Source organism: Paludisphaera borealis (genome assembly GCF_001956985.1).
GTDB lineage: Bacteria > Planctomycetota > Planctomycetia > Isosphaerales > Isosphaeraceae > Paludisphaera > Paludisphaera borealis.
Window position 1 is genome coordinate 2,632,480 of sequence record NZ_CP019082.1, and the last position, 26,415, is coordinate 2,658,894.

The window sequence follows — 26,415 nt, forward strand, 5'->3', positions numbered from 1 at the left end:
ACCTCCCAAGGAGCCCAGCGATGACGCCCGTCAAAGCCGTCAATCACATCGGGATCGCCGTCCGATCGATCGACGCCCAGAAAGACTACTACCAGAACGTCCTCGGCGCGGTGTTCGAAGGCGTCGAGCACGTCGCCGACCAGAAGGTGAACGTCGGCTTCTTCAGGATCGGCGCCGTCCGCCTGGAGCTGCTCGAACCGTCCGACCCGTCGAGCACCGTCGCCGCCTTCATCGAGAAGAAGGGCGAGGGCCTGCACCACGTCGCCTTCGAGGTCGCCGACATCGCATCGCGAATCGACGAAATCAAGCAGGCAGGCTTGCGTATGATCGACGAGGCCCCCCGCGCCGGGGCGCACCACATGCAGATCGCCTTCGTGCATCCCAAGAGCACCTTCGGCGTGCTCACCGAGCTTTGCGAGCCCGCGCGAGGCGACTCTTGAACGCGACGAAATCGACGTCCGTCTCCCCCCATTCGACCCATCCGACTAGAATGGCATCGTGGAAGTCGTCGCATCGCAAGCGACGGCTTCGTTTCCGGAGCCCCGCGGCCTGGTTTCCAAGGGCCGTCGGCCCACTTCCTTGTTTGAACAGGAAAACGACATGAGCGCGGTTGCTTCGAGTCCTCCGGTCGGAACGAGGCCGGCGTCCCGATCCCGCCTCCAGAGGTTCATGACCTCGTCGATCGGTCTCAAGCTGGTCATGGCCCTGACCGGGGTGATCCTCTCCCTTTTCGTGCTGGGCCACATGCTCGGCAACCTCCAGGTCTTCCAGGGCGCCAAGGCGATCGACGAATACGGCGCGCTGCTCCGCAAGGAGCCCGCCCTGCTCTGGACGGCCCGACTGGGGCTGCTCGGGGCCGTAGGCCTCCACATCTACGCGTATATCGCCTTGATGAAGAAGAACGCCCAGGCCCGACCCCAGGGATATCGGGAGAAGAAGCTTCGCGAGGCGTCGTTCGCGTCGCGGTCGATGACGATCACCGGGCCGCTGATCCTCGCGTTCATCATCTTCCACATCCTTCACATGACGACCGGCACCGTGCATTCGTCGTTCGAGGAAGGCGCGGTCCACCACAACCTGGTGACGGGCCTGACGGGCCTGGTCGGCTTGATCTACATCATCGCCATGGTGATGCTGTCGTTCCATCTCTGGCACGGCGTCTGGAGCTTGCTCTTGACCCTCGGGCTTCCCGAAGGCCGATACGGCTCGCTGGGACGCCGCTTTGCAACGATTTTCACCGTCCTGGTCACGCTGGGGTTCGTGTCCATCCCTCTGGCCGTGTTGACCGGCGTCATCAAGTGATCAGGAGCCTTCCGTGGAACTGAAATCGAACGTCCCTCCCGGCCCGCTCGACCAGAAGTGGACCGAGCACAAGTTCAACATGAAGCTGGTGAACCCGGCGAACAAGCGGAAGTACTCCGTGATCGTCGTGGGGACCGGCCTGGCCGGCGGATCGGCCGCCGCGTCGCTCGCCGAGCTGGGCTACCAGGTCTCGTGCTTCTGCTTTCAAGACAGTCCCCGCCGCGCGCACTCGATCGCCGCTCAGGGGGGCATCAACGCCGCCAAGAACTATCAGAACGACGGCGACAGCGTCCACCGACTCTTCTACGACACGATCAAGGGGGGCGACTTCCGCTCCCGCGAGGCCAACGTCCACCGGCTCGCCGAGGTGTCGGTCAACATCATCGACCAGTGCGTCGCGCAGGGCGTCCCGTTCGCCCGCGAGTACAGCGGCCTGCTCGCCAACCGATCGTTCGGCGGCGCCCAGGTGTCGCGGACGTTCTACGCGCGGGGTCAGACCGGCCAGCAGCTTCTCCTGGGCGCCTACCAGGCGCTGGAGCGGCAGGTCGGGCTGGGCGCGGTCAAGATGCACACCCGCCACGAGATGCAGCAGCTCGTCGTGATCGACGGCAAGGCGCGCGGCATCGTGACCCGCGACCTGATCACCGGCGAGGTGGAATCGCACTCGGCCGACGCCGTCATCCTGGCCACGGGGGGCTACGGCACGGTCTTCTACCTGGCGACCTACGCGAAGGGCTGCAACGCCACGGCGATCTGGCGGGCCTACAAGAAGGGCGCGGCGTTCGCCAACCCCTGCTACACCCAGATCCACCCGACCTGCATCCCCGTCACCGGCGACCACCAGAGCAAGCTGACGTTGATGTCGGAGTCGCTCCGCAACGACGGCCGCATCTGGGTGCCCAAGGCGCAAGGCGACCACCGCCCGGCCTCCGAAATCCCCGAGGGCGAACGCGACTACTACCTCGAACGCAAATACCCGAGCTTCGGCAACCTCTCGCCCCGCGACATCGCGTCGCGCGCCGCCAAGCAGGTTTGCGACGAAGGCCGCGGCGTGGGCAAGACCGGCAAGGGGGTCTACCTCGACTTCGCCGAGGCCATCGGCCGCCTGGGCGTCGACACGATCCGCGAGCGCTACGGCAATCTGTTCGACATGTACGAGCGGATCACCGACGAGAACCCCTACAAGTCGCCGATGCGGATCTATCCCGCCTCGCACTACACGATGGGGGGGCTCTGGGTCGACTATAACCTGATGAGCACCATCAACGGCATGTTCGTGCTGGGCGAAGCCAACTTCTCCGACCACGGCGCCAACCGCCTGGGCGCGAGCGCGCTCATGCAAGGGCTGGCCGACGGCTACTTCGTCGCGCCGTACACCGTCGGCAACTACTTCGGCTCGAACAAGTTCGAGAAGGTCGGCGTCGACCACCCGGCCTTCAAGCAAGCCGAAGCCGAAGTCGCCGACCGCTCCAAGCGGCTGCTGGGGATCAAGGGCGACACGACGCCCGACGAGTTCCATCGAGAGCTGGGCACGATCATGTGGACCCACTGCGGCATGGCCCGCACCGAGCAAAGCCTGCAAACGGCCCTCGCCGAGCTGCCGGCGCTCCGCGAACGGTTCTGGAAAAAGGTCCGGGTCCTCGGCGGTGAAGAGCAGGTCAACCAGTCGCTCGAAAAGGCCGGCCGCGTCGCCGACCTGATCGAACTCGGCGAGCTGATGTGCCGCGACGCCCTCGAACGCCGCGAGTCGTGCGGCGGCCACTTCCGCGAAGAGTATCAGACGCCCGACGGCGAGGCGCTCCGCGACGACGAGCATTTCTGCCACGTCGCCGCCTGGGAGTACAAGGGCGACGACGCCCCGCCGGTCCGCCACGTCGAAAACCTCGACTTCGAGAACGTCCACCTTCAGACGCGAAGCTACAAGTAGGAGCCCCGTTCCCCGGCGGTTTCCAACCCAACAAGCGATCGATCTATTGATCAATCCGAGAGGATCCGAGATGTCCGGACACGCGGAAGAACAGCTCCTGAATCTAACCCTTCACGTCTGGCGGCAGAAGAATCGAACGGCCCCGGGCGCGTTCGTATCCTATACCGAGGAAGCGCGCGGCATCAGCACCGACATGTCGTTCCTGGAGATGCTCGACGTCGTCAACGAGCGGCTGATCCACAAGGGGCAAGAGCCGATCGCCTTCGACCACGACTGTCGCGAGGGGATCTGCGGCCAGTGCGGCGTCGTCGTCAACGGCGAAACTCACGGCCCCCGCCGGGCGACCACCACTTGCCAGCTCCACATGCGGAGCTTCCGCGACGGCGACGTGCTGACCATCGAACCCTGGCGCGCGGGGGCGTTCCCCGTGGTCAAGGACCTGATGGTCGACCGCAGCGCCTTCGACCGGGTGATCGCCGCCGGCGGTTTCATCTCGGTGCGGACCGGCAACGCGCCCGAGGCGAACGACGTCGCCGTCCCCAAGCAAGACGCCGACCTGGCGATGGACGCCGCCGCCTGCATCGGCTGTGGCGCCTGCGTCGCCGCCTGCCCCAACGCGTCGGCCATGCTGTTCGTGGCCGCCAAGGCCGAGCACCTCAACCTGCTCCCCCAGGGCCACCCCGAGAAAGACCGCCGGGTCGTGGCCATGATCGATCAGGCCGACGCCGAGGGCTTCGGCAACTGCTCCAACCACGGCGAGTGCGAGGCCGCCTGCCCCAAGGAAATCAGCCTGGGCTTCATCGCCCGGCTCAACGGCGACTACCGCCGCGCCCTCGTCAAACGCCCCCGTACCGTCGGCGCCTCCGGAGGATCCGGCTGAGAGGCGAAACGGCGCGCAACGCCGATGGGGCTGCTGTCGCGGCTTACAGTCGGCTTTACGCACAAGTCGGTGCCAAGCTCCCTTCTCCCGCAACGGGAGAAGGCATGCTTGCTACGGCGATTGATAACCTTTTCGCTTCGCTATTTCCCCCGCGCTTCGGGCCCTCGCGCGAGCACGACGCCGAGAGCGACAAAGATCGCGACCGATTCCTGGGCGAAGAACCGCGTGGCCCGCGTGGCCGAAAGCGGCAGGGTGACGTCGTCGAACGGAAACGCGATCGCGCCGGCCATCTGAAAGACCACCACGCCCACGAGGGCCCCGAGCAGGCCGCCCGTGATGAACCGGAAATCCAGACGCCGGCCGCGGTCTCCCAGACCGAGGCCGAACGCCCCCCCCGCAATGGCGCCCACAACGGCGCAGATGCTCCCCTGGACCAGGATCGCCAGGCCGAGATCACTGCCGTCGGGCCTGTAGAGCCCATGGTGAAGCGGCATGATAATCCTGTTCGCCAGACAACCGCCGATCGCGCCGAGGACCAATCCGAGCGCCCCGGCGGCCAGGCCCGCCCGGATCGAGCCCCGGACGACGCCCCCGATCAGACCGAGCGTCAAGCCGAGAATCGCCCCCAGCATCCCGAAGGTGAGGCTCGTCTCGATCATCGCCCCTTTCCTCGACTTCAGCTCGTTCGCATTCGATTCCTCGATCGTCGGGAGACCAGCCGCCGCCACGGGCGTCGGCCGGAAGCGGCCGTACAACGGTTCGGTCAGGAACCAGGAGAAGATCCCCGCGACCAGGCCCGCCGCCAGAGTCAGCGACCAGAACCAGAACGCGGCCGGCCGCCGGACGGGGTCGCCCTCGCTCGCCAGTTCGACTGCGAAGGGGGCGGCGGCGGGGTCGGGCTGAGTCAGATCGGAGGACGGAGCATCGTCAAGAGACGACATGATGATATCTCCCGGATCAACGTGGCATCGGGACGTACAAGGGCGAGCGGAGCCCGCGCGGCTCCGCAGTCCTGAACGGTTCCAGGACGACCCCAGCGTACGACCTCCCGAGGCTCTCGCCCAGATCGGCCTCCCTCGAAATCCCGGACTCAGACGTCCGAGAGCGGCTCCTTGGAGTCGCCGAACTCGTCGCGGTGGAGGCCCGCCTTGTCGAGCATCGAGAGGTACAGGCTGCACATCCTGCGGTTGGGCGACTTCAAGTAGTCGAGCACGCGCCCACCGCGGATCTTGCCGCCGCCGCCGCCGACGACCACCACGGGAAGCTGGGTGGCGTCGTGCGCGCCACTCATCATGCTCGAGCAGAACATGAGCATCGAGTTGTCGAGGGCCGTACGTTCGCCTTCCTGGATCGCGTCGAGCTTCCGCGCGATGTAGGCCAGCTGGCTGGTGAACAGCTGGTTGACCTTCAGCCAGTCGGCGGTGTCGGAGTGCGAAAGCAGGTGGTGGATCATGTAGTCGACGCCGAGCTGGGGGAACCGCAGCGAGCTGTGGTCGTTGTTCAGCTTCAGGGTCGTCACGCGGGTGGCGTCGGTCTGGAAGCCGAGGACGACGATGTCGCACATCAGCCGCATGTGCTCGGCGATGTCCTGGGGGATGCCGTCGGCGGGGCGCGGCAGGTTCGGCTTGTCGATCGTCGGCTTCCAGCCCTGAAGCTCGCCGCGCTTGCCGGCGCGGTCGATCCGCTGCTCGACCTCGCGGACCGATTCGAGGTACTCGTCGAGCTTGCGCTGGTCGGCGAGGCTGACGTCGCGGCGGAAGTCGCGGGCGTCGGCGATGACGGCGTCGAGCACGCTCTGATCGCCCTTGAGGACCTCGTCCTTGAACAGCCGGTCGAAGGCGAGCGACGGGTACAGCTCCAGCGGCGTCGGGCTCGTCGGCGACGTCCACGAGATGTGCGAGCTATAAAGCATCGAGTAATTCTTGTGGACCGCCGGGTTGGCCTGCTCGCAGCCGAGCACCAGGCTGGGCACCTTGGTCGAGCCGCCGTAGCTCTGGGCGAGAAGCTGGTCGAAGCTCGTGCCCGACCGGATGTCGCCGCCCGAGGCCAGGGGCGCGCCCGAGAGCAGGTTGCCGGTCTGCGAGCTGTGGATGTTCCCCTTCAGCGCCTCTTCATTGTAGAGGCCGCGGATGAACAGCATCTTCTCGCGGAAGTCGTGCAGCGGGGCGAGCACCTTGCCCAGCTCCATCGACTTGCCTTCGCCGCGCGCCCACCACTCCTTGCCATGGAACCCGTTGCCGGCGAACAGCACGCCGAGCCGCACCGGAGGCTCGCTGGCCGGTCGGGTCGAGGGCGACTCGGCCCCCCAGACGTTGCGCGATTCGAGCCACGGCAGGGCCATCGTGACGCCGACGCCTCGGAGGAACGTACGCCGGGAAAGCTCGGAATTCTGCATCGGCTGCCTCGCGACGGAAAAACGGTTGAAGGATCGACGTCATTCGGACCGGATGGACGGATCACGGAGTCTGGGCGACGGCCGGGGCGTCGCCCCGGATCTCTCGGAACTGGCGGCTGCGGACGATCGCCTCGACGGCCGCCGAGATGCGGTAATCGTTCGCTCGAAGCTTCTGGAGGATCTCGTCGAGCAGCGGCTCGTCCGAGAGCAGCACCTCGCGGCCGAGGGCGAAGCCGAGCAGCTTCTTGGAGAACTGGCGGACGACCGTGTCGCGCCTCGTGGTCGAGAGGTAATGGCGAAGCCCGTCGTAGCCGTCGAACTCGACGCCGTCGCGGAGCTTGGCGTGCGCGTCGACCGGCTGGCCCGAGGCGTCGCGCTCGCGGAACCGGCCGATCGCATCGTACGCTTCCAGCGAGAAGCCGAACGGGTCGATCCGCGCGTGGCACCCCATGCAACGGACGTCGCTGGTGTGCTTCTCGACGATCTGCCGGACCGACAATCCGCCGGCCGAGGCGTCCTCGTCGGCCAGGATCGGCACGTCCGGCGGCGGCTTGGGCGTCCCCTCGCCGAGCAACGACTCCGTCACCCAGGTCCCTCGCAAAATCGGACTGGTCCGCGACGCCCCCGAGTGCTTCGCGAGAGTCGTCGACAGACCGAGAATCCCGCCCCGGCCGAACTTTCGCACCCCGTCCACGCGCCGCCATTCGGGACCGCTCACGCCGGGGATTCCGTAGTGCTTGGCGAGCGCCTCGTTCAGGAACGCGTGGTCGGCGTCGAAGATCGAGAGCACCGACGCGTCGGACCGGAACACGTCGGTGAAGAACAGGATCGTCTCCTCGTACATCGCCCCGCGAAGAGCGTTGAACGTCGGAAAGTGCCGCTCGCTCTTCTCATCGAGGGCGTCGAACCCGTAGACGTCGAGCCACTGGCAGGCGAACTCCGCCGCCAGCCGGCGCGCTTCGGGCGCCTGCAACAGCCGGCGCGCCTGGGCCGCGATCACGTTCGGGTCGCTCAGGCGACCGCTGGCGGCGGCCTCGCGCAGCTCGGCGTCGGGCGCCGACGACCGCAGGAAGTAGCTCAGCCGGCTGGCAAGCTCCCAGTCGGAGACCGTCGCCGACTTCGCCCCGGCGGCGGCCTTCTCCAGACGATAGAGGAACGACGGCGACACCAGCACGCGGGCGAGCGCCAGCCGAAGCGCCTCGTCGTGGGGGATCTCTTCCTTCCGCAGCTTGGCGTAAAGGTCGCGAAGGCCCTGCGCTTCCTCAGCCGACAGCGGCCGGCGATAGGCCTGGGCCGCGAACCGGATCAGGCCGTCGACCTGGGCGGGCTCGGCGTCGACGAGCGCCTTGCGAAACTGCGCGGCATGCTCGTGAATCGGTTTGCGGTACGGCTCGAACAGCCGCGGGTCGCTGTCCTGGGTGGCGTACTCCATCAGTTGGTTGAAAGCGTCCACCTGGATCAAGGCTTCCTGGCTGATGAACCGAAGCTCTTGCCACATCCGGTCGAGCCGGGCCGACTCGGCGGGGTCGAGCATCAGCCGACTCAACGGCTCGTCTTCGCGGTGGAACAGTGTGAGCGTCACCACCTCGTCGACCGGCACGATTTTCGTGTAGCACAACGCGGGCGGGAACCAGCGGCGGAAGTCGTCGAACGCCCGCGCGGCCCTGGCCGTCGCGTCGCTCCCTTCGGCCACCAGCAGCGGCGCGTCGGCTTGCAACCCCACACCGGGGTTCGGCTTCGCGGCGACGATCCGGAGCTGCGCGAGCCCCTCCGCCCCCGCGCCGGCCCCGAGCACACCCGAGCCCACCAGTTCGGCCCCGGCGACCAGTTCGGCCGGCAGGCGGACCTCGACGACCGTCGGCGTCTTCACGGCCAGGCTGTCGGCGGCGATCGGACCGCCGGACGGACGAGGACCGAACGCAGCCGGATCAAGCCCCCACGTCGACGACGGCGAAACGGGCCGATCGGCCTTCACGCTCATCAATCCGGCCGAGAGCAGCGGTCCGCCCAGCGAGGTCAGCCGGCGCTGGAGCACGGCGTCGGGGCCTTCGTCCTTGGCGTCGGGAGGGCCGCCGGCCACCAGCCGCTGGATTTGATCGGCGAGCGTCTGCTTCTCAGCCGGGTCGCGCGAGGCGATCCAGCGGGCGAGCAGCGAACCGGCCGGGACGCCCTGCCCGCCGTCGTCCCCCTGCTCGGCTTCCTTATAGAGATGCCAGACCCCGGCGTGGCCGAAACCGTCGGCGTGCGGGTTGCCCGCGTGGATGTCGCCGGAAACGTCGCGGGCGAGATCCCAGACGCCTTTCTCGTTCCCTGGCTCCTTGATGGTCAAGTCGACGGCCGTCAGGTCGCACGAGTGATTTCCGTCTCGGGGACCGATCAGGAGCGAGACGAGGTCCCCCTCGCGAACGTCGACGGGGCCGACCGGCCCAACCTTGACGGCCGCCGGCCCCGCAGTGGCCCCGCCCCCGAGTCGCTGGCGGATCGCCCCCCGGCGCAGCTCCAGCAGCCAGGTCACGCCGTTGCCGCATTCCGGATGAGCGGGCTGGACGACCCCCTCGATCTGAACGGCGCCCGTGATCGGGCTCAGCCAGCCCGCCCCCGCGCGGAGGGTCGGCGAGGGATGGACCGCGACGCCGTGCGGCTTCATCACGCCCGGCACGCGGACCTGGCCGTCGGACGAGTTGGCGATGGCCAGCGGGGTCTCACCCGTGCCCCAGCCCTTCACGAAGTCATAGCCGCCGACCCTCTCCATCCGTTCCGTGAAATGGTCGAGGAGAATCGTCGTCCTCGGCGTCAGCCCCAGGTATTCCAGCCAAAGGCCGAGGATCTCGGGATCGACGTCGTGCTTCCTGGCCAGGGCGACGCGGTCGGCTTTGTCGCCGGCCGCGGCGGCTTCGGCGGCGGCCTTCAGGCAGTTCGCCGCGGTCGCGACGACGAGGGCGCGGCGGGCGAACAGGTCATCGCAAACGGCGCGGAGGTCGCGGAGGGGAAGCTCGGGACGGCCGGGCTTCACCAGCCGCAGGCGTTCCCAGACGACCGACGTCTCAGCCCCAGCGCCTTGGGCCGCGAGGTAAACGACGAAATCCCGGCCGGTGGGCGCTGCCGGGAACTTGAACCGCAGGTCGCTCCGCGTCGACGCCGGGTTGACCGGCACGACCCAGGGCTTCATGTGGCCGACGGTCTGGAACCTCGCGAGCGCGTTCTGCCACTGGCGGACGTCGGCGGCGATCGCCGGGGCGTCGGCCGGCTTGGCGGCGCGCCAGCGGGCTCGAACTTCATCGAGCACGAGCGAGTGGTCGTCGGCGTTCAACAGCATCCAGAGCGCGTTGAAATAGCGAGCGTTCAAGCCGCGACGCGCTGCGACCGAGGCGGGCGTCTCGGTCCCCTTGGCGAGCGACTCGCGATCCTCGATGGCGGCGGCGAAGTATTTCTCGAGCGCGATGTGGCCCTCGGCGTCGGCGTGCCGCGCGTAGAGACCTCGGATCTCGGTCAGCAGTTCGTCGGTCCAGTCGCGCCGGGTCGCGCCGGCAGCAAACCGCATTCCGTCGGGCAGCAGCACGGCGTGGGAGGCGATCCGCTTGGCCGATTCCAGGTACTTGCCGAGCAGCGACGGCGACATCACCAGCGCGTTCCCGGTGTTCGTGAACCCCTCGCCGGCGGCGGAGTCGATGGGGAACTCGCGGGCCGGCTGGAAGTCGAAGCCGGTCAGGTCGCGCAGGGTGTACGTGTATTGCACGTTATTCAGGCGGCGCAGGACGACCGGGCCCGGATCACCGGCGATCGCGTAGGCCTCTGCCTTCAGATAGCGAGCGGCCCAACCGCGCAGCTTCGCTCGCTCATCGGCCGTCGGCTGCGGCTTCGCCTTCTTCGGGGGCATCTCCCCCTCGTCGAGCATCTCCACGACTTTCTTCCAGACGCGCTCGTTCCGGCGGACGTCGTCGAATTTCGCGAACCGTTCGAGGTCGAGGTCCCCCTGCTGCTCCTCGGTCGAATGGCATTTGATGCAAAATTGCTTCATCAACGGCTGGACGTCGCGCCCGTACTCGGTCGTCAGCGTCTCGAACGAATCGACCGCCGCGCTCGCGCCGACCTGCGCCAGGACCAGGGCCGTCGGGATCAAGACCAGCAAGAGGCGGAAGCTTTTGCGACGGCGGCCTGCGGACTGGCTCATGGCGTCGTCTCCGATGCGTTTCGAGGAGAGTCGGTGGGTTCGCATTTCGGGCTGCGCCTCGAAAATCGATTGCTCGCGATGGCCCGTACGACGGAAGGAGGGACGCCGACCCCTTCGACGGAGCGGCGAAACGTCATGGATTGCGGGACGCCACCAACATACCCCCTCACATCCCCTCTGTCGACCCGCTAAAACCCCAGGAATCTCCTTCGGAAGTCGGCGTCTCGACACATATTAAGGATAGGTGGTCCCACCGCCGGCTCCTTGACAATACGCCTGAAACGGGAAAACCGGCCCCGCCCTACGTGAAATCGGCGCGAACGAAGCCAAATCTTCCCGGCCGGATCGGCCGAGGAGGCGCGAACGAAGCCTTCGCGAACGTGCCTTCTCCCCTCGCGGGAGAAGGTGCCCCGCAGGGGGAGAAGCGAGAACACTCCGTCTTTTCCGCGCGAACGAAGCCACTTCGCTGAACGCTGTTACCCGCTTTAAATAAAGGACTTATGAAGCACAATGGCTTCCTTCGTCCGGCGCGAACGAACCCAATCGACCCGCGTGGCGAAGCAGGTCGCAGGCATCGTCGGCGAGAGTGATTTCTGGACGAACGGACCCAATCCGCCGCGGATAGGGACGAGGGCGATGACGCGGCGAAACCCGTTGATTTCGGCGCGAACGAACCCAACGCGCCGGCCGCTCTCGCGGGGGCGGGGGGATTCTTGTATACTTGGCTTTTACCAACGGCTAACAGCTCACCTAAAGGTTAGGCGATGGCCAAGCATATCTTCGTTACGGGCGGCGTGGTCAGTTCGCTCGGCAAAGGTCTCACCTGCGCTTCAATCGGCATGATCCTCGAACAGCGCGGTCTGCGGGTCCGGCTCCAGAAGTTCGACCCGTACATCAACGTCGACCCGGGGACGATGAGCCCGTACCAGCACGGCGAGGTCTACGTCCTCGACGACGGCTCGGAAACCGACCTCGACCTCGGCCACTATGAGCGGTTCACCCACGCGCCGCTCACCAAGGATTGCAACTTCACGACGGGCAAGATCTACCTGTCGGTCATCCAGAAAGAGCGCGAGGGACGGTTCTACGAGGGCAAGACCGTCCAGGTGATCCCCCATGTCACCGACGAGATCAAGAGCGCCATTCACCGGCTTGCGACCGACGACGTCGACGTCGTCATCACCGAGATCGGCGGCACGGTCGGCGACATCGAGAGCCTGCCGTTCTTGGAGGCGATCCGCCAGTTCGCCCTCGACGTCGGCCGCGAGAACTGCCTCTACATCCACCTGACCCTCGTGCCTTACCTGAAGGCGGCGGGCGAGTTGAAGACCAAGCCGACGCAGCACTCGGTCGGCGCACTGCGACAGATCGGCATCCAGCCCGACGTCCTGATCTGCCGGACCGAGCACTCGATCTCCGAGGACGACAAGGACAAGATCGCCCTCTTCTGCAACCTTGAGAAGAAGGCCGTCATCGAGGAGCGCGACCGCCAGTACAGCATCTATGAAGTCCCCGTCAGCCTCGTCAAGAACGGGCTCGACAACCTGCTGGTGAAACGGCTGGGCTTGAAGGCCGGCCCGCTCGACCTCACGGCCTGGACCGAGATGGTCGACCGGATCGTGAACCCCAAGCAAGAGGTTCGGATCGCTGTAGTCGGCAAGTACATGAAGCATCGCGACTCCTACAAATCGGTCTACGAGGCCCTCGACCACGCGGGGATCGCGCACCGGGCGCGGGTGTCTGTGGTCCGGGTCGAGGCCGAGGAAGTCAGCACCCGGGGGGCCGACGCGCTCCTCGGCGGAGTCGACGGCATTCTCGTCCCCGGCGGCTTCGGCATGCGAGGGATCGAAGGGAAGATCGAGGCGATCCGGTACGCCAGGACCAACGGGATCCCGTATTTCGGAATCTGCCTGGGGATGCAGACCGCCGTGGTCGAATTCGCCCGCAGCGTGCTCGGGCTCGAAGACGCCAACAGCACCGAGTTCGAGAAAGACTGCGAGCACCCGGTCATCGCCTTGATGGAGGAGCAGCAAGGAGTCACCGAGCGAGGCGGTACGATGCGCCTCGGCGCATGGCCTTGCTCCCTGGAACCGGGCAGCTTGGCCCGCGCGGCCTATGGGGTCGACCAGATCTCGGAACGCCACCGCCACCGCTACGAGTTCAACAACAAGTACCGCGACGCCTTCGAGCAAGCCGGCTTGATCGCCTCGGGGAAGAGTCCCGACGGTCAGATCGTCGAGATCGTCGAGCTGGCCGACCACCCGTGGTTCCTGGCAGTCCAGTTCCATCCGGAGTTCAAGTCGAAGCCGACCGAGGCCCACCCGCTGTTCCGCGAATTCGTCGCCGCCGCCCTGAAGCGCCGCGAGGCCGGCCGGACCGCCGCCGGCGCCGACCGCGAAGCGAAGGTCACGGCGTCTTAACAAAGGAACCCATGAACCTCATCGCCCGAGACTGGGAGACGTCGAGCTGGATCGAGATCGCGGTTCGCGACGGGGTCGTCGAGTCGGTCGACCGTCTCGACGACCCGGCGCCAGTCGGTGCTGACGACCCGTTCGTCGCGCCGGCGTTCTGGGACGTGCAGACCAACGGGCGATGGGGCCATTCGTTCTCGAGTCCCGAGCTGACGGCCGATCAGGTGGTTGCCATCGTCCGGGCTCAGCGCGAACTGGGAACGGCCCGGCTCTGCCCGACCCTCGTGACGGCCCCGATCGACCACATGATCCACGGGCTCCGGACGATCGCCTCGGCCTGCGAAACCCACCCCGACGTCGCCCGCATGGTCGTCGGAATTCATCTGGAAGGGCCGTACCTCTCGGACCTGCCGGGATACCGGGGGGCCCATCCCCCGGAGGCCATGCACGACCCCGATTGGAACGAGTTCGAGCGGCTTCAGCAAGCGTCAGGCGACCGGGTGATCCTCATGACCCTCGCCCCCGAACGAACCGGTGCGATCGCGTTCATCGACAGAGCCGCGCGAGCCGGCCTGACCATCGCACTCGGCCATACGGCCGCCGACGGGCCGACCCTGCGGGCGGCGGTCGACGCCGGGGCGAGGCTGAGCACCCATCTCGGCAATGGCATCGTCGCCGAACTCCCTCGTCACCCCAACCCGATCTGGCGGCAGGCGGCCGAGGACCGGCTCTGGGCCTCGCTGATCGCCGACGGCTGGCACCTCGACCCCGACGTCCTCCGCGTCCTGGTCCGGGCCAAGGGACTGGACCGCGTCGTCCTGGTCAGCGACGCCGGCTGGCTTTCAGGCTTGCCAGTCGGGACCTACGGCGACTGGGCCGTCGACCCCTCGGGCAAGATCGTCGTCGCCGGCACGCCGTACCTCGCCGGCTCGAACCAGGGGCTCGAAACCGGCCTGAGGAACCTCGACCGGGTCGTTCCGTGCTTCCCCCGGCCGCTGCTCGACACGGTTACGACCAACCCGGCCGCGCTGCTGAACCGCCCCGCGCCCCGGATCGCCCCCGGCGAACCCGCGAACCTGGTGGTCGTCCGCCGCCCCGAGCCCGGCGCCTTCACACTCGAACGGACCTGCGTCGACGGGGTGTGGGTCGAGAACTCATCGAATCCATAACGATTGATCTGTCCACAGGCGGGCGATTCCTCTCCCATCCCCTCCCGGACCGCGATCATGACCTCAGGCGGGAGTTGCGACCGTGGAACAAAAAGGCGAGCCGCCTCGCGGACCGGCCTGGGGCGCGGTTCGCGGGACGGCTCGCTGTTGAGATTCAAGCGGCACCTGGAGGGTGCGAGGCGGGTGGCGCCTCGCACGGGGTCAGGGTCAGGCGTTTTCGGCCGGGTCCTTCCCGTTGATCCAGGGGCCTTCGAGCTTCTGGTAGTCGGGGGATTCGAGGAGCGAACCGGTGTCACCGGCCTTCCAGCCAGCGACCTGATTGGGCTTGCCGCGGAGCTTGCTCCGCTCTTCCCAACGAGCCGCCCAGCCGGTGTCGGCGTCGGAGACCGAGCCGTCTTCCTTGTTCAGGTAGAAGGCCTTGCCTTCGCGGTACGACTTGACGCCGAGGTTGACCGTGGCGATGGCCGCGTAGCCGAGGTCGGCCGGGCAGAGGGTTTCCGGGTTGCGCGAGCGGACGCACTCAAGGTAGTGCTCCCAGAGAGCCCGGGTGTCTTCGCGGGGCTGGTCGGGTCGGAAGCTGTTGCCGCCTTCGCCCTGGTTGGTTCCCGGAGGGGCCGGACGGCCTTCGAGCTTCTGCTGGACGACCGAGAAGCCCTCGTTGGGACGGGGGTCAAACTTGATGGTCGCGGTGTGGCCGCGGATGACCTCGGGAAGCTGGACGTCGTTGCACATGGTGGCCGAGATCAGGACCTGGCAGCCCTCGTCGTAGTCGGCGACCACGGTGGCGACGTCGGGCACGTCACGGCCGTCGTATTCGAGGTAGAGACCGCCGCCGCCCACGACCCGCCGGGGCAGGCGGACGCCCATCGCGAGGATCAGGTGGGTGAGCTGGTGGACGAACAGGTCGGTGTACATGCCGCCGCCGAAGTCCCAGTAACAACGCCACTGGGCGTACCGGGCGCGGTCGAAGGGCTGGTCCGGGGCGAGGCCGAACTCGGTCCCCAGGAACATCTTCCAGTCGACCGTCTTGGGGGTCATGTCCTTGGTCAGGCCGTAGTACCGCCACTGGCCCTGGTTGCTGTTGCGGTAGTACGACGTCTGGCCCTGCATCACGTGGCCGATCTTGCCGTCGGTGATCATCTGGTTGGCCAGCCGCCAGCGGGGGTCGGCGGTGGACTGGACGCCGACCGTGAAGACCTGCTTGGTCCGCTTCGCCGTCTCCGAGACCCTGCGGGCCTCGTCGATGGTGTGGGTCATCGGCTTTTCGCAGTAGACGTCCTTACCGGCTTCCATCGCGTCGATGGACATCTTGGCGTGCCAGTGGTCGGGCGTCGCGATCAGGAAGAGGTCGATGTCCTTGTTGTCGAGCAGGCGGCGGTAGTCCTTGGTGATCCGCTCTTTGTCCTTGCCCTCGGCGTCGAGCCCGCACTTCTTGGCCGAGTAGTAGAGCCCGCGCTTGATCGCGTCGTTGCCGTCCCAGACGTCGCAGAGGCCGACGATCTCGACCGCGCCCTTGGTCTCGTCCTTGAGGTGGTTGAGGATGCGGATGTGTTCCTGGGCGCGGCCGCCGGGGCCGAGAATGCCGACCCTGAGCTTCTCGTTCGCTCCCTTGACCGCGCCGATGGCGGGGTGGGCGATCGCGCCGGCGGCCATCGCGGCCCCGGTCGCAGCACCCGCTGTCTCGAGGAATGTGCGACGGTTCACGACGGGTTTGTTCTGCATTTTGGAAATCTCCGGGCCATGGAACAGAGATCGGAGTCGACGACCGCGAGACGGCGGCCGTCGCGAGCGGGCGGAGTCGAAGCGGCGGAACGAGGCCGTCAGGAGAGACGGCGACGGCTCGGCAAGAATTCGAGCCTCTCGGCCAGTGGTTCCGACTCTAAAGCTACCCCTGACGGCGCGGGTCAGTCAAGGAGTCGCCACACTCCGCCGCTCGCTGGCGCGACGACGCGCCGGCGGTTTCCCGGCGACCCTCCGACTCGCCGCAACCGTTTGACGCGCCCGCAAGGCGACGTCACAATGGAGCCGGACAAACTACGATTCAACAAAAACGATGGATCGACCTCTTTACACTCGACACGCATATCGCAAATCAACCGACGTCGATACCGCCTACGACGACGGGGACGAAGGTGAGGGTCGGATGCAGCACTTCATCAAGGAGTCGCGGATCGCATCGCCGCCGTCCACTGTGTTCGAGTTCCACGAAAGCCCCGGCGCGCTCGAACGCCTGATCCCCCCCTGGGAGCAGGTGGAGGTCGTCGAGGCCCCGCGGTCGCTCCGTCCGGGCGCGCGGGCGGTGCTGCGCACGAAGCTCGGCCCGTTCCGCCTCGACTGGATCGCCGAACATACCGAGTACGCGCGTGACCGCCTGTTCGTCGATCGCCAGGTGAAGGGGCCGTTTTCGTTCTGGCGCCACCGCCATTGTTTCGAGGACGACGGCGAGGGCCGAACCATCCTCCGCGACGAGGTCGAGTACCGCCTCCCGTTCGGCGCGCTCGGCGAACTCGTCGCCGGGCGGTTCATCAGGTCCCGAATTCAGCGGACCTTCGACTATCGCCACGAGGTCACCCGCCAGGCCTGCGAGCCGGCGGCCTCCCCCAAGGGCGTCCAATTATGAAAATTTACAGAGAATTCCGTGAACACCCGTGCCCAGAAACAGGAGAGCCCGAGCCGAAAGTCGGGGCGGTTGGTCGGGTGGAGCGGATTCCGCCGAGTCTGAGCCCGGTTCCTCCGCCGCGACGGCGGTTTTCGGTAAGATTCCTTTCGTTCGGACGTTAGTAAGATAAAATGCCTTTGATCGGCCCGAGCGCGTGCGTCGGGGCGTCGTCCGCTCGCTTTTCCCTGAACTCTTGCGGCGTCGTCGGCGTATCGAGAACCAGCCGGATCGTGAACCAGCAAGTCGAAGCGACAGGCGACCGAACCATGCCGCGCACCATCATCTGCCAGCAATGTGGGGCCATTCTCAACCTGCCCGCGCACATCGAGCCGGGCAAGCGGTTGAAATGCCCCAAATGCGCCAAGCGGTTCGTCATCACCGAGCAGGACGCGAGCTCGGCCTCGACCCGGCCGGGCGAAGTCGACGCCGCGGCGACCTCCACCTACGAGTTGCCGAAGCGGCCCGCCAGCCTCGACGACCTGCCGCTGCCCACCGCCGAGGGCGACCTCCGCGACGCCTTCGACCTGCCGCTGCTGTCGGCGGACGCCGAGAAAAGCGTCGGCGCGGGCTCGCGAGGCCAGGCCGGCGACGTCGCCGCTCTCTTCAAGGACGACGCCCCCAGAAGGAAGAAGCCGACCGGTGCCGCGGCGCGGGCCCACGCCCGACGCTGCACGCGATGCGGCGGCGTGGTCCCGGTGGGGATGTCGCTGTGCTCGTCTTGCGGGACCGACCAAGAGACCGGCAAGCACTTCGGCCTGGACGACGACTTCGCCCCGGCCGCCCCTCCCCCCCCATCCGGCCCCCCCTTGCACATCGCCATTCCCGGCATGCTCTGCGGGCTGGCCGGCGTCGTCCTGGCCATCCTCGCCCTGATCCAGTCGGTGCGGGTGGAGCCGGGAATGTACCAGTACGGCTGGATGGCGCTGGGGGTCGTCGCCGGGTACGGGATCTACGGGGCCGTCCAGTTCCTTCGCGGCAAATCGGTCAAGAACCTGATCCTGGCGCTCACCCTGGGGGTGATCGTCAACATCATCGCCCTGATCGCCGTGCCGATCTTCGAGGCCAACTTTCTGGAGAAGGAGCAGGTGATGGTCCGGGTCGCCGACACCCACCAGGTCGACGACGCGCCCGACCTGAGCGAATGGGAGATCAAACCCCTCGTCGACCGGCTCGACCAGCAGCGAATCACCTTGGGGATCGTGCTGATCTTCCTCTACGCCGCGCTCTCGATCTACTTGAACTCGCCGCCGGTCAAGCGCTACTTCACGCGACGCCAGGCGCAAATGCAAAGCATCTCGCTCTAAAAGACCCGACCGGCCGGCGGCCGGGTCTTTCAGGGCTCAGGCTCAGGCCGTCGCCGAGTCGAGCGGGCTCCGCCAGATCGGTTGGACCGGGAACAGAATCCGCGCCGCGTCGAGGGCGGTCGCGGTGGACGCCGAGAAGTTCTCCTCGGCGGCGGCGGCGTCGACTCCGGTGTGCCCCATCACCAGCCGAACGAACGACGCCGGGCTCAGGGTCAGGTGCCGCCGGCTCAATTTGTCAGGCTCGACGCGCGAGCTCTTCCCCTCGATGTGGATCAACCAGCGCTGATCTCCGGCCGTGACCCCCAGTTCGAGGGGCGAGGCGATCCCCGCGTGGCTCGCCCGCAGGTTCAGTTCGGGGAGGATGGCTTTCAAGAACCGGCCGACGTCGGGGACGTGGTACATCGAGACCTGGCCGTCGACCGAGTCCTGATCGAACACCCGCCCGGAGGTCGTCCGATAGACGTCGAGGACGGGGTGGTCGACGGGGGCGTGGACGATCACCTCGGGATAGGCTCGTTCCAGAGCTTCGGCCCGGATGCGACCCAGCAAGGCGCGCAGGGCCTGCGGGTGGGCGGGGTCGAACGCCGTCTCCAGAACCCGGTGGTCCTTGACGAACGCATACCCCCGGACCGCCTCGCCCTGACAGGCGACCCAGATGACGTGCGCGTACCGCCGGCCGATCAGCCACCGCCAGTATTCCTCGGACCGGAACACCGAGCCGGTCGTCGACTCGTACTGGACGTCGTAAAGCCGCATCAGATCGCCGAGTTCGACCTGCCGCCAGGGCCGGACGTGCCAGCCCCCTCCCTTGCCCTCGACGACGCCGTCCGACACCTGGGGAAGGTTGCGGCTCAACGTCAGGCCGTAGGTCTGGCGTCCGCAAACACCCCATCCCAGCGGCCGATAGAACTGCGGCATGCCCGTCGTCAGCGCCTGGACCACCGCGCCGGTCGCCCGCGATCGCTCATCGGCGAGCCGCATCAGGTTCTGGGCGAACCCCAGGCCACGGTATTCCGGGAGCGTGCCGACCCACATCACTCCGTTCATCGTCAGCTTCACCGACCCATAGCGGATCTCGCGCTCGGTCAGATGCACGTGGCTGACGACCCGGCCATCCACCTTGACAAGCAATCGCTGGTCAGGGCGATAGGCGGGATCGTTCAATGCTCCCAGGTAGGCTTCGCGGTCGGGGCCGTGGAAGACGTGCAACAGCGTCTGGTAGACGGCTTCATGATCAGCCTCGGTCCCCAGGCAGTACTCGACCGATCCGCGACGGAATGGGAGCCGGGTCCCCGGCGTGGACGCTTTCATCGAGTCGACCATCTTGGGGACGCGCCGAGGTGGGCGAGGACTGTCTACGGTGGAACAGGAAGATCCAACGCTACTCATGACACGGCGCCTTGCTCATATTGTACGGCCTGGAATCGGCTTCCGCCGTAAAAAGAAGAGGGAACCGACGCATTTTCCAAGGCGGAATCGGCGCAGCGGGAACAGTCATGCCCCCAGGGCGAGCTTGACCGCGTCGGACGAGCCTTCCCGGATAGCCTGCTCGACGCCACCCATCAACGCTCGCATCCGCTCGCGCGGGTATAGCACGAAGGAGAACTCCCGACTGTGGGCGACCCGGTTGGCTTCCAGGTCCTGAACAACCCGCCGGCGGTCGTCGCGAAGCGACGCAAGTCGTCCGGCTACCGACGGCTGAAGCGCCTCGTTGATCTCCCGGATCTCTCGAAACCGAGCGATCCGTTGCGGATGCGCGACGGCCTCGCGTTCGATCACCGCGCGCTTCGACTGGATTAATCTACGCTGGTCCTCATTCCAGGGTTCGGAGAGATGGCGATCCGGATTATAGATCAGGCTCCGGATTGAGCGGTCGATCGCCGCGAGGGCGGCCGGAGAGGTGGAATGTTCCGCGAGGCCGAGCCATGCGGTCATGGAAAGGGTCAGAAAGCCGGGAGGCTCGAAGCCGAGGAACCGGCTGGTTATGGCGTCGCCCAGTTCGTCGTACTTGGCTCCGCCGATGCCGTGGATGAACAGGTCGCCAAGCAGGCAACGGCTGAACATCGTCGTCGTCAGCGCCCGCGTCCGGAGTCGGATCTGACTTTCGGAAAGCTCGCGGAAGCGTTCGACGGCGCAACAGGCTTCGCGATCGGCCGACAGCGGAAGCTGGAGGAACGGTTCGTCCTCGCCGGCGATCCGCAGATCCATTTTCGTCCTGCCCTGGCGCACCTGCAGCGGCCGACGGCGCGGACGGGCGGCCCGCCACACCCAGAACGGAGCTTCAAGCCATTCGCCCTGCTTCTGCAAGGCCGAGACGGGATGGTTCTTGCTCCGGATGCCGTAGACCGCCCGGTACTCGCGGAGCGCGTCGTTGTAGACATCCTGATAGCGCGGCAGGTGGGCCAGGAGGTGGCAGGCGAACCAGGCGAACCCCTCGGTCTGGCAGAGCCGGCTGATCGGGATCTCCAGGTTCGACACGCCCCAGGACGCCTCGACGTCACGCCGGGCCAGGGCCAGGCGAAGGCCGAGCGGCAGCCCCCCCTCGCGACGCGCGGCGACGCGCGGCCAGAGGTCTTCGATCAGCGGATCGCCGACCAGGCCGCCGAGCCGCTCGACCACCCGCGCTCCGAACGAGGCGAAGACGGCCTCGTCGTGGACCGGCAGGTCTTCATAGGGGGCTTCGCCCTCCCAGCGGTCGAATTCGAGCCGGTGGGCGGAGATCCGGCCCCCCTCGGCGTGGGGGACGCGGATCGACGACGATTTGGGGATGTCGTCGTCGACGATCAGGTTGAGGCCGACGCCCCGTTGCCGGGCCGCGATCGCTGAGGCGGCGAAGTTCTTGACCCACACGCCGGGGTGGAACAGCTCGGGCTGATGGCCCGTGACGACCAGCGGCCCGGAAGCGGCGGTCTCTGGGGGTTCGACGCCGTTCGTCAGGAGGAAGCGACGGGCCTCGTCGGCGACTTCGCGACGGACGAGGTCGCGGAGCCACGACGATCGCCGACCCTGAAAGTCGTGATCCCACGTCGCCAGGCGGCGGACGTTGGCGTCGACCTGCGATCCGGCCTCGTCGAGAGGGGGCGTCGCCAGCAGGGCGCCGTCGGTCGATGGTGCCCGCAGGCGATGCGCTTTCATCCGCTACATCCTCCGGCGACTTCGAGCCCGGCTCGCTGGAGCGCCTCCTGAAACACGCGCCGGTAGTGGTTGAGCCGGAAGTTCGAGTCGTCGAGCGAGCCCCCGAACGCCCGCGACTCGTCAAGGTAGATGAGCGGCACGGGCGTCTCGACGATCTTCAGGCCGTTGGCGACGGCCTGCACCCAGACCTGGAGCGGCATGGCGTAGCCGAGGTCGGTGATCTCAAAGCCCCTCAGGGCCTCGCCGCGATACGCCTTGAAGCCGCAGAAGGCGTCGGTCAGGTTCAGGCCCAGGCATTCGTTCAGCCAGCGGGTGACCTCGACGTTGATCCGCCGCCGCTCCTCGGGGGGTTGCTGCGACGGGTCGAAGATCTGGAGGTATCGGCTGCCCGAAACGATGTCGGCGCCGGTCTCGACGAGCTTGGCCGCCATCTCGGGAATTCGCGACGGCTCGTGCTGGCCGTCGCAGTCGAGCGTCACCAGCCCGTCGTAACCGCCTTCGAGCGTGCGAGCGAACGCCGTTCGCAGCCCCGCTCCATATCCCAGGTTGGTCGGGTGGCGAGCGACCTGGATCGTTGGAAAACGCCCGAGCAGTTCGGCCGTCCGGTCGGTCGAGCCGTCGTCGACGACCAGGACGTCGCCCGCGTACCGCAAGACCTCCCGAAGGACGTCCTCCAGGTACTTTTCTTCATTGTGCACGGGTATCGCGGTGAGGAACTTCATCAGCGCCGGTGTGGGTCCAGAGTCGAAATTAGGTTCGAGAAGACCGAGCGAGCCTCGCACTTGATTCATGGAACCTACGCATTTTAGGGCGGGACAGTGGGAAGTCAACGACCCACGACGTATCCAGATTGCCAGCCCCCTTGACCGTATCGCCAACGGCCTTCTAGCATGAACTCCTCTCCTCGTTCGCCAGCGAGCGAGCCACTGGTCCGTTTTGCTCTCATTCGAAAATTATCCCCCGGCTGAGTCTAATGACACAACCTGATGCCTCTTCGCCCGTTCCGAAAAGGGGACGAGAGACCGACGTCCTCGCCGATTCGACCGTCGCGGCCGCCTCGGCCGACCTGGAGACCACCGAGTCAGTCGACGTGGAACCGGAGCCGGAACCGTGGACGCCGGAACGGGTTTCGGAGTGGAACGCCTACTACGACTGGTACGTGATGGGCGCGGCGCTGTTGCTGGCGTTCGTCGTCACCGCCTCTCGGACCAACTATTCGCCCCTCTGGGCGAACCTGAAGCAGGGCCAGTACATCCTCAACCAGTCGTCGCCCGCGCCGGCCGACGTGTTCTCCTACACCGAGGAAGGCCAGCGGTGGGTCAACATCCCCTGGCTGTTCCAGGTGAGCCACGCGGCGATCTACAAGCTCGCCTACGACCTGGTGCCGACCGACCCCAACGACCCGACGGCCAACCGGGCGTCGGCCGAGCAGATCGCGACCGGAACCCTGGTCGGCCTCACGGCCCTGGCTCGGTTGGCGACGGCCCTGGCGCTCTTGAAGATCCGCCGCAAGGGGCCGGGCCTCTGGTGGACGGCGGTTTGCACGGCCCTGGCCCTGGGGGCGATGGTCGGGCCCTTGGGGGTGGTCCTGGGGGGCATCGCGCAGCCGGGGGTCGTCGGGCCCTCGACGTGGGGCTTGCTCCTGCTGGCGATCGAAATGCTGCTGCTCTATCGGGCTTTCGGCGAGGGGCGGCAAGGGGCGCTCTACGGCCTGATCCCCGTCTTCTTGATCTGGGCGAACGTCGATGAGTCGTTCCTGCTCGGCCTGTTGATTCTGGGCGCCGCGGTGGTGGGCCGGATCCTCGACGGCGGCGCGGCCGCGACGTTGATCGAGCCTCCGGCCCGGTCGACGGCGGTCGACGAGGGCGACGCCCCTCGGAAGCGAGTTCCGATCACGCCGATGGCCGGCGTCGTCGCCATGCTGCTGTGCGCGGCCGTCTGCCTCGCCAATCCGTCGATCTACAAGATTTACTTGGCCACGATCGAGCCGCTGTTCCACCTGTTCGACAAGGGGGGGCCGCCCCCGACCGCCGACCAGCTCTCGTACTTCGGCCCGACGATCCGGACCCAGTTTCCCGACAGTTGGTATTTGCTGACGCTGTACTACCTGATCACGGTGGCCGCGGGCCTGGCGACCTTCCTGCTGAACTCGGCCCGATTCTCGTGGAGCCGGTTCCTGCCTTACGTCGTCGCGGCGGTCGGCTGGGGTATTTACATGCGGCTGAGCGCCGAGTTCGCGGTCGTCCTGGCCGCGGTCGCGGCGATTAACGGCCAGGAATGGTATCAGAGCCGGTTCGGCGTCCGGGGCAAGCTGGGGAACGGCTGGGCCGCGTGGTCGACGGGAGGCCGGCTCGTGACGCTCGCCGGGCTTTTCTATTTCGTCAGCATCGCGATCACCGGTTACGGCAAGTCGCCCGGCGAACCTCGGTTCGGGTTCGGCTTCGATCCCAACGATTTCTCGTTCGAGGCCGCCGAGTACCTCGCCTCCCGCGACGACGTCACGGGCAACGTCTTCAACTGGACGCTCGCTCAGGGCGACGCCCTGATCTGGAAGGCCGGCCCCGCGCGGAAGACCTTCGTCGACAACCGCCGGAACCTGTTCCCGACCGACCTGATGGCGGAGCATCATATTCTGATGAACGCGCTCCGCGACGACGATCCCGACGTCTGGAAGCCGGCCTTCGACAAGTACAACATCACAGCGGTGATGATCGATTCGTCGAAAGCCAGGAACACCTACCGCAAGCTGATGCAGAGCCCGTACTGGATTCCGTTCTACGACGACGGCCGCGTCGTCATGTTTGGACGGAGCGACGCGCCCGAGCCCGATCTGACGGCCTTCAAGGCCAACCGGCTTGAGCCCGACCTGCGCGCTTACAAGGTCGTGAGCCCGTTGCCCTCGGCCGATCGGCCGCCGACTCCGGTGAACTGGATCGACGACGTCTTCCAGAGCCGGGCCCTTACCGCCCCCCAGGCGCGGATCGACGCCGCCCTACGGTGGCTGGAAGGCGCCGCCCCTATCCTCGACCAGGCGACGATGCCCGATCCCGCCCGCTGCCTGCTGGCGATCCGCGAGGCGCGCACCGCGCTGGCCCGCAACCCCGACGATACCACCGCGTACCGCGTGCTGGCCCGCGCCTACCGGCTCCTGACCCTTCAAGAAACCGCACTGCTCGCCGGCATCCCCTTGACGCCGGAAAACCAGGACCAGATCAGCAGATTGGTCGTCAATTCCGAGGTTCTCGGCACCCGGATGCGACAGCGCATTACGGCCCTCAATTATGCGATCCAGACGACGCCCCCGCCGAAGACCGAGCCGGCCCGTCGCGAATTGCTCAGCGTCCATTTCGAGCTGGTCGACGTGTTTCTCCAGTTGGGGTATCTCGACCTGGCGCAGGAGCGGCTCCAAGCCGCGCTCGACCTTGCCAAGCCGGGCGACCTCACGGACGAGGGTCGCTTGCAGTATCAGCGGCAGCTCGACCAGCTTGACCAGCGCGTCAACCAGATCAAGGACGCGCTCAGCGAGCTGCAAATCGAGCGGCAGGCGGGTCCGATCGAGAAGGGACGGTTCGCCGTCAGCCAGGGCGCGCCGGGGCTCGCCATCATCGAGTTCGAGGAAGCCGACCGCAGCAGCATGAGCCCGGCGATCGTCAAGCCGCAGCTCGTCGACCTCTATTGCAGCACCGGCCAGCCCGATCGCGCCCTCGAACAGCTCTCGTCGGGCGTCGCCGAAGACCCGAACCTCGGCGAGCCGGGGACCTCGACGTTCCGCCAGGGCCAGGTCTACCTGCTGCTCGGCAATTACGTCTCGGCCGCCTCGCTGTGGCAGGAACGCGCCATCCCCCGGCTGCGGCTCGACCGCAGCATGAAAGCCCTGGGCACCGGCCAGAAACTGACGCGGGGCGACGTGCTGGGCGTTGCGAACGACGCCCTCTCGCTGCCGGGCATGATCCGAAGACAGGCCGCGTGGGAATACGAACTGGCCCAGTGCTTGCTTGAATCGGGCGAGCCCACACGCGCCGCCGAGCACTACACTAACACCCTGACCTTGACCCCCGACCTCGTGGTCCGGCCGATCGTCGCCTACTACCTCGAAAAGCTCGGCAAACCCGTCCCCCCCTCGACGAAGGAAAAGGAAGCCCAGGCGGCCGCCGCCGCGACCGACAAGCCCGCAGCGCCGGCCGCTCCGACTGACAAGCCTTCGGAGCCGGCCCCCGCGGCCGAGAAGCCTTCGGCCCCTGCTCCCGCCCCGAAGCCCGCGGCCGACGCCCCGAAGGAGCAGCCCAAGGAGGCGGCCGCGAAGAAGGACTGACGGGCCGCGCGGCGGGGCGAGGCTCGTCAGGGCTTGGCCTCGCCGGGCTTCCCGGCGGCGTCAATCAGGATCACGTTATCGAGTCGGCAGACGACGTCCTGGAAGTCGTCGTTGGTCGAATACTCCCAGCCGATGATGTAGCTGTTGGGGATCTTCTTGCCGGTCGCCTTGTCGTGGTTGGGATAGATCATCGCCTTGTACGGTTGGGCCGCCAGGCGAGCGTTGACGCGAGCGACGACGCTCGGTTCGCTGAAGACGCCGCCGTCGGGCAAGCCGTCGTTCGCGACCCAGACGCCGAACGGTTGATCGCCCGGGTCGAACCGGACGCTCGACCCGTCTTCGAGCGGCGGTGGCAGGTTGGTCTCCTGCTTCAGGTCGGCGGTCGTGTTCTTGAACGTGTACGTCCAAAGGCCCGTCTTCCTGGGGCTCTCGGCCGCCGCCGACCGATACCATCCCCCTCGCGTCCGCGACGGCAGTCCCAGGGCGATCACCGGCGTGTAGCTCACCGGCCCCGGCCCGGCCTTGCGGAACAGGCCCCGGGTCTCGGCGGCCGTCGTCGTCAGCGGGTTGAGCAGGTCGTCGAACATCGACAGCCCGTAGCGTTCGCTCAGGACGACCACCCAGTCCGGCTCGCTGGGGCCCGGCGCGACTTTGGGTTGCCTCGGACCTTGGGCCGTCGCGGCCGTCGCCAGGACCAGGCTCCAGCCCACGAGCATCGCCGACCTGCGGGTGATTCCGACGGACATGGCC

Annotated in this window: 17 protein-coding genes; 9 read left to right on the forward strand and 8 right to left on the reverse strand. The window is 67.1% G+C overall.

The window, feature by feature from the left end; translation table 11 throughout:
* Nucleotides 1-20: 20 nt before the first annotated feature.
* From mce to BSF38_RS10280, 4 genes are all read left to right on the forward strand, one after another.
* A complete protein-coding gene (gene mce, locus BSF38_RS10265) occupies nucleotides 21-440 on the forward strand; it encodes a methylmalonyl-CoA epimerase (RefSeq protein WP_076345323.1) in 420 nt (139 codons plus the stop codon).
* 229 nt (nucleotides 441-669) lie between these two features.
* Nucleotides 670-1,302 (forward strand): succinate dehydrogenase cytochrome b subunit, encoded by a 633-nt coding sequence (locus tag BSF38_RS10270; protein WP_076345325.1) that lies wholly within the window; start codon nucleotides 670-672, stop codon nucleotides 1,300-1,302.
* Between the two features lie 13 nt (nucleotides 1,303-1,315).
* The gene (locus BSF38_RS10275; protein ID WP_076345327.1) at nucleotides 1,316-3,229 is read left to right on the forward strand and encodes a fumarate reductase/succinate dehydrogenase flavoprotein subunit; all 1,914 of its coding nucleotides are present in this window, start codon (nucleotides 1,316-1,318) and stop codon (nucleotides 3,227-3,229) included.
* A gap of 97 nt (nucleotides 3,230-3,326) precedes the next feature.
* Complete coding sequence (locus tag BSF38_RS10280) at nucleotides 3,327-4,109, forward strand: succinate dehydrogenase/fumarate reductase iron-sulfur subunit (RefSeq protein WP_076350735.1); 783 nt, start codon at nucleotides 3,327-3,329, stop codon at nucleotides 4,107-4,109.
* Nucleotides 4,110-4,249: 140 nt separating this feature from the next.
* On the opposite strand, the gene BSF38_RS10285 is transcribed toward BSF38_RS10280, so the two are convergent.
* The 3 genes from BSF38_RS10285 to BSF38_RS10295 form a co-directional block, all read right to left on the reverse strand.
* Nucleotides 4,250-5,050: a hypothetical protein gene (locus BSF38_RS10285; RefSeq protein WP_076345329.1), complete on the reverse strand. Its 801-nt coding sequence runs from the start codon at nucleotides 5,048-5,050 to the stop codon at nucleotides 4,250-4,252.
* Between the two features lie 149 nt (nucleotides 5,051-5,199).
* On the reverse strand, nucleotides 5,200-6,504 hold the full coding sequence (locus BSF38_RS10290; protein WP_076345331.1) for a DUF1552 domain-containing protein: 1,305 nt from the start codon (nucleotides 6,502-6,504) through the stop codon (nucleotides 5,200-5,202).
* A gap of 61 nt (nucleotides 6,505-6,565) precedes the next feature.
* Nucleotides 6,566-10,675, reverse strand: a complete 4,110-nt coding sequence (locus tag BSF38_RS10295) for a DUF1592 domain-containing protein (protein WP_076350736.1) — start codon at nucleotides 10,673-10,675, stop codon at nucleotides 6,566-6,568.
* A 764-nt stretch (nucleotides 10,676-11,439) separates the two neighbouring features.
* On the opposite strand from BSF38_RS10295, the gene BSF38_RS10300 reads away from it, so the two are divergent.
* Nucleotides 11,440-13,095, forward strand: a complete 1,656-nt coding sequence (locus BSF38_RS10300) for a CTP synthase (protein WP_076345333.1) — start codon at nucleotides 11,440-11,442, stop codon at nucleotides 13,093-13,095.
* A gap of 11 nt (nucleotides 13,096-13,106) precedes the next feature.
* Complete coding sequence (locus tag BSF38_RS10305) at nucleotides 13,107-14,255, forward strand: N-acetylglucosamine-6-phosphate deacetylase (protein ID WP_076345335.1); 1,149 nt, start codon at nucleotides 13,107-13,109, stop codon at nucleotides 14,253-14,255.
* 207 nt (nucleotides 14,256-14,462) lie between these two features.
* Here the strand turns inward: BSF38_RS10305 and BSF38_RS10310 are convergent, their stop codons facing one another.
* A complete protein-coding gene (locus tag BSF38_RS10310; protein ID WP_076345337.1) occupies nucleotides 14,463-15,977 on the reverse strand; it encodes a Gfo/Idh/MocA family protein in 1,515 nt (504 codons plus the stop codon).
* 421 nt (nucleotides 15,978-16,398) lie between these two features.
* On the opposite strand from BSF38_RS10310, the gene BSF38_RS10315 reads away from it, so the two are divergent.
* Together BSF38_RS10315 and BSF38_RS10320 are read left to right on the forward strand one after the other, a co-directional pair.
* A complete protein-coding gene (locus BSF38_RS10315; RefSeq protein ID WP_076350737.1) occupies nucleotides 16,399-16,875 on the forward strand; it encodes an SRPBCC family protein in 477 nt (158 codons plus the stop codon).
* A gap of 305 nt (nucleotides 16,876-17,180) precedes the next feature.
* Entirely contained in the window at nucleotides 17,181-18,218 is a 1,038-nt protein-coding gene (locus tag BSF38_RS10320) for a Sec23/Sec24 zinc finger-containing protein (protein WP_076345339.1), read from the forward strand.
* 42 nt (nucleotides 18,219-18,260) lie between these two features.
* Here BSF38_RS10320 and BSF38_RS10325 read toward each other — a convergent pair whose 3' ends face one another.
* The 3 genes from BSF38_RS10325 to BSF38_RS10335 form a co-directional block, all read right to left on the reverse strand.
* Nucleotides 18,261-19,529: a GNAT family N-acetyltransferase gene (locus BSF38_RS10325; protein WP_237170828.1), complete on the reverse strand. Its 1,269-nt coding sequence runs from the start codon at nucleotides 19,527-19,529 to the stop codon at nucleotides 18,261-18,263.
* A gap of 183 nt (nucleotides 19,530-19,712) precedes the next feature.
* Nucleotides 19,713-21,353, reverse strand: a complete 1,641-nt coding sequence (locus BSF38_RS10330) for a hypothetical protein (protein WP_076345343.1) — start codon at nucleotides 21,351-21,353, stop codon at nucleotides 19,713-19,715.
* Complete coding sequence (locus tag BSF38_RS10335) at nucleotides 21,350-22,075, reverse strand: glycosyltransferase family 2 protein (RefSeq protein WP_076345345.1); 726 nt, start codon at nucleotides 22,073-22,075, stop codon at nucleotides 21,350-21,352. Before BSF38_RS10335 ends, BSF38_RS10330 begins: the two co-directional genes overlap by 4 nt.
* A gap of 368 nt (nucleotides 22,076-22,443) precedes the next feature.
* Here BSF38_RS10335 and BSF38_RS10340 point away from each other — a divergent pair, with 368 nt between their 5' ends.
* Complete coding sequence (locus tag BSF38_RS10340) at nucleotides 22,444-25,665, forward strand: tetratricopeptide repeat protein (protein ID WP_210405708.1); 3,222 nt, start codon at nucleotides 22,444-22,446, stop codon at nucleotides 25,663-25,665.
* Nucleotides 25,666-25,691: 26 nt separating this feature from the next.
* On the opposite strand, the gene BSF38_RS10345 is transcribed toward BSF38_RS10340, so the two are convergent.
* Nucleotides 25,692-26,411 carry a hypothetical protein gene (locus BSF38_RS10345; RefSeq protein WP_083712853.1) on the reverse strand — a complete coding sequence of 240 codons (720 nt, stop codon included), beginning with the start codon at nucleotides 26,409-26,411 and terminating at the stop codon, nucleotides 25,692-25,694.
* Nucleotides 26,412-26,415 lie beyond the last annotated feature (4 nt).

Coding starts and splice junctions, on each gene's coding strand:
- BSF38_RS10310 (WP_076345337.1), bottom strand. CDS start 15,977: ATGCAGAACAAACCCGTCGTGAACCGTCGCACATTCCTCGAGACAGCG.
- BSF38_RS10305 (WP_076345335.1), top strand. CDS start 13,107: ATGAACCTCATCGCCCGAGACTGGGAGACGTCGAGCTGGATCGAGATC.
- BSF38_RS10315 (WP_076350737.1), top strand. CDS start 16,399: ATGCAGCACTTCATCAAGGAGTCGCGGATCGCATCGCCGCCGTCCACT.
- BSF38_RS10285 (WP_076345329.1), bottom strand. CDS start 5,050: ATGTCGTCTCTTGACGATGCTCCGTCCTCCGATCTGACTCAGCCCGAC.
- BSF38_RS10300 (WP_076345333.1), top strand. CDS start 11,440: ATGGCCAAGCATATCTTCGTTACGGGCGGCGTGGTCAGTTCGCTCGGC.
- BSF38_RS10270 (WP_076345325.1), top strand. CDS start 670: ATGACCTCGTCGATCGGTCTCAAGCTGGTCATGGCCCTGACCGGGGTG.
- BSF38_RS10325 (WP_237170828.1), bottom strand. CDS start 19,529: ATGAAAGCGTCCACGCCGGGGACCCGGCTCCCATTCCGTCGCGGATCG.
- BSF38_RS10295 (WP_076350736.1), bottom strand. CDS start 10,675: ATGAGCCAGTCCGCAGGCCGCCGTCGCAAAAGCTTCCGCCTCTTGCTG.
- BSF38_RS10290 (WP_076345331.1), bottom strand. CDS start 6,504: ATGCAGAATTCCGAGCTTTCCCGGCGTACGTTCCTCCGAGGCGTCGGC.
- mce (WP_076345323.1), top strand. CDS start 21: ATGACGCCCGTCAAAGCCGTCAATCACATCGGGATCGCCGTCCGATCG.
- BSF38_RS10320 (WP_076345339.1), top strand. CDS start 17,181: ATGCCGCGCACCATCATCTGCCAGCAATGTGGGGCCATTCTCAACCTG.
- BSF38_RS10345 (WP_083712853.1), bottom strand. CDS start 26,411: ATGTCCGTCGGAATCACCCGCAGGTCGGCGATGCTCGTGGGCTGGAGC.
- BSF38_RS10335 (WP_076345345.1), bottom strand. CDS start 22,075: ATGAAGTTCCTCACCGCGATACCCGTGCACAATGAAGAAAAGTACCTG.
- BSF38_RS10330 (WP_076345343.1), bottom strand. CDS start 21,353: ATGAAAGCGCATCGCCTGCGGGCACCATCGACCGACGGCGCCCTGCTG.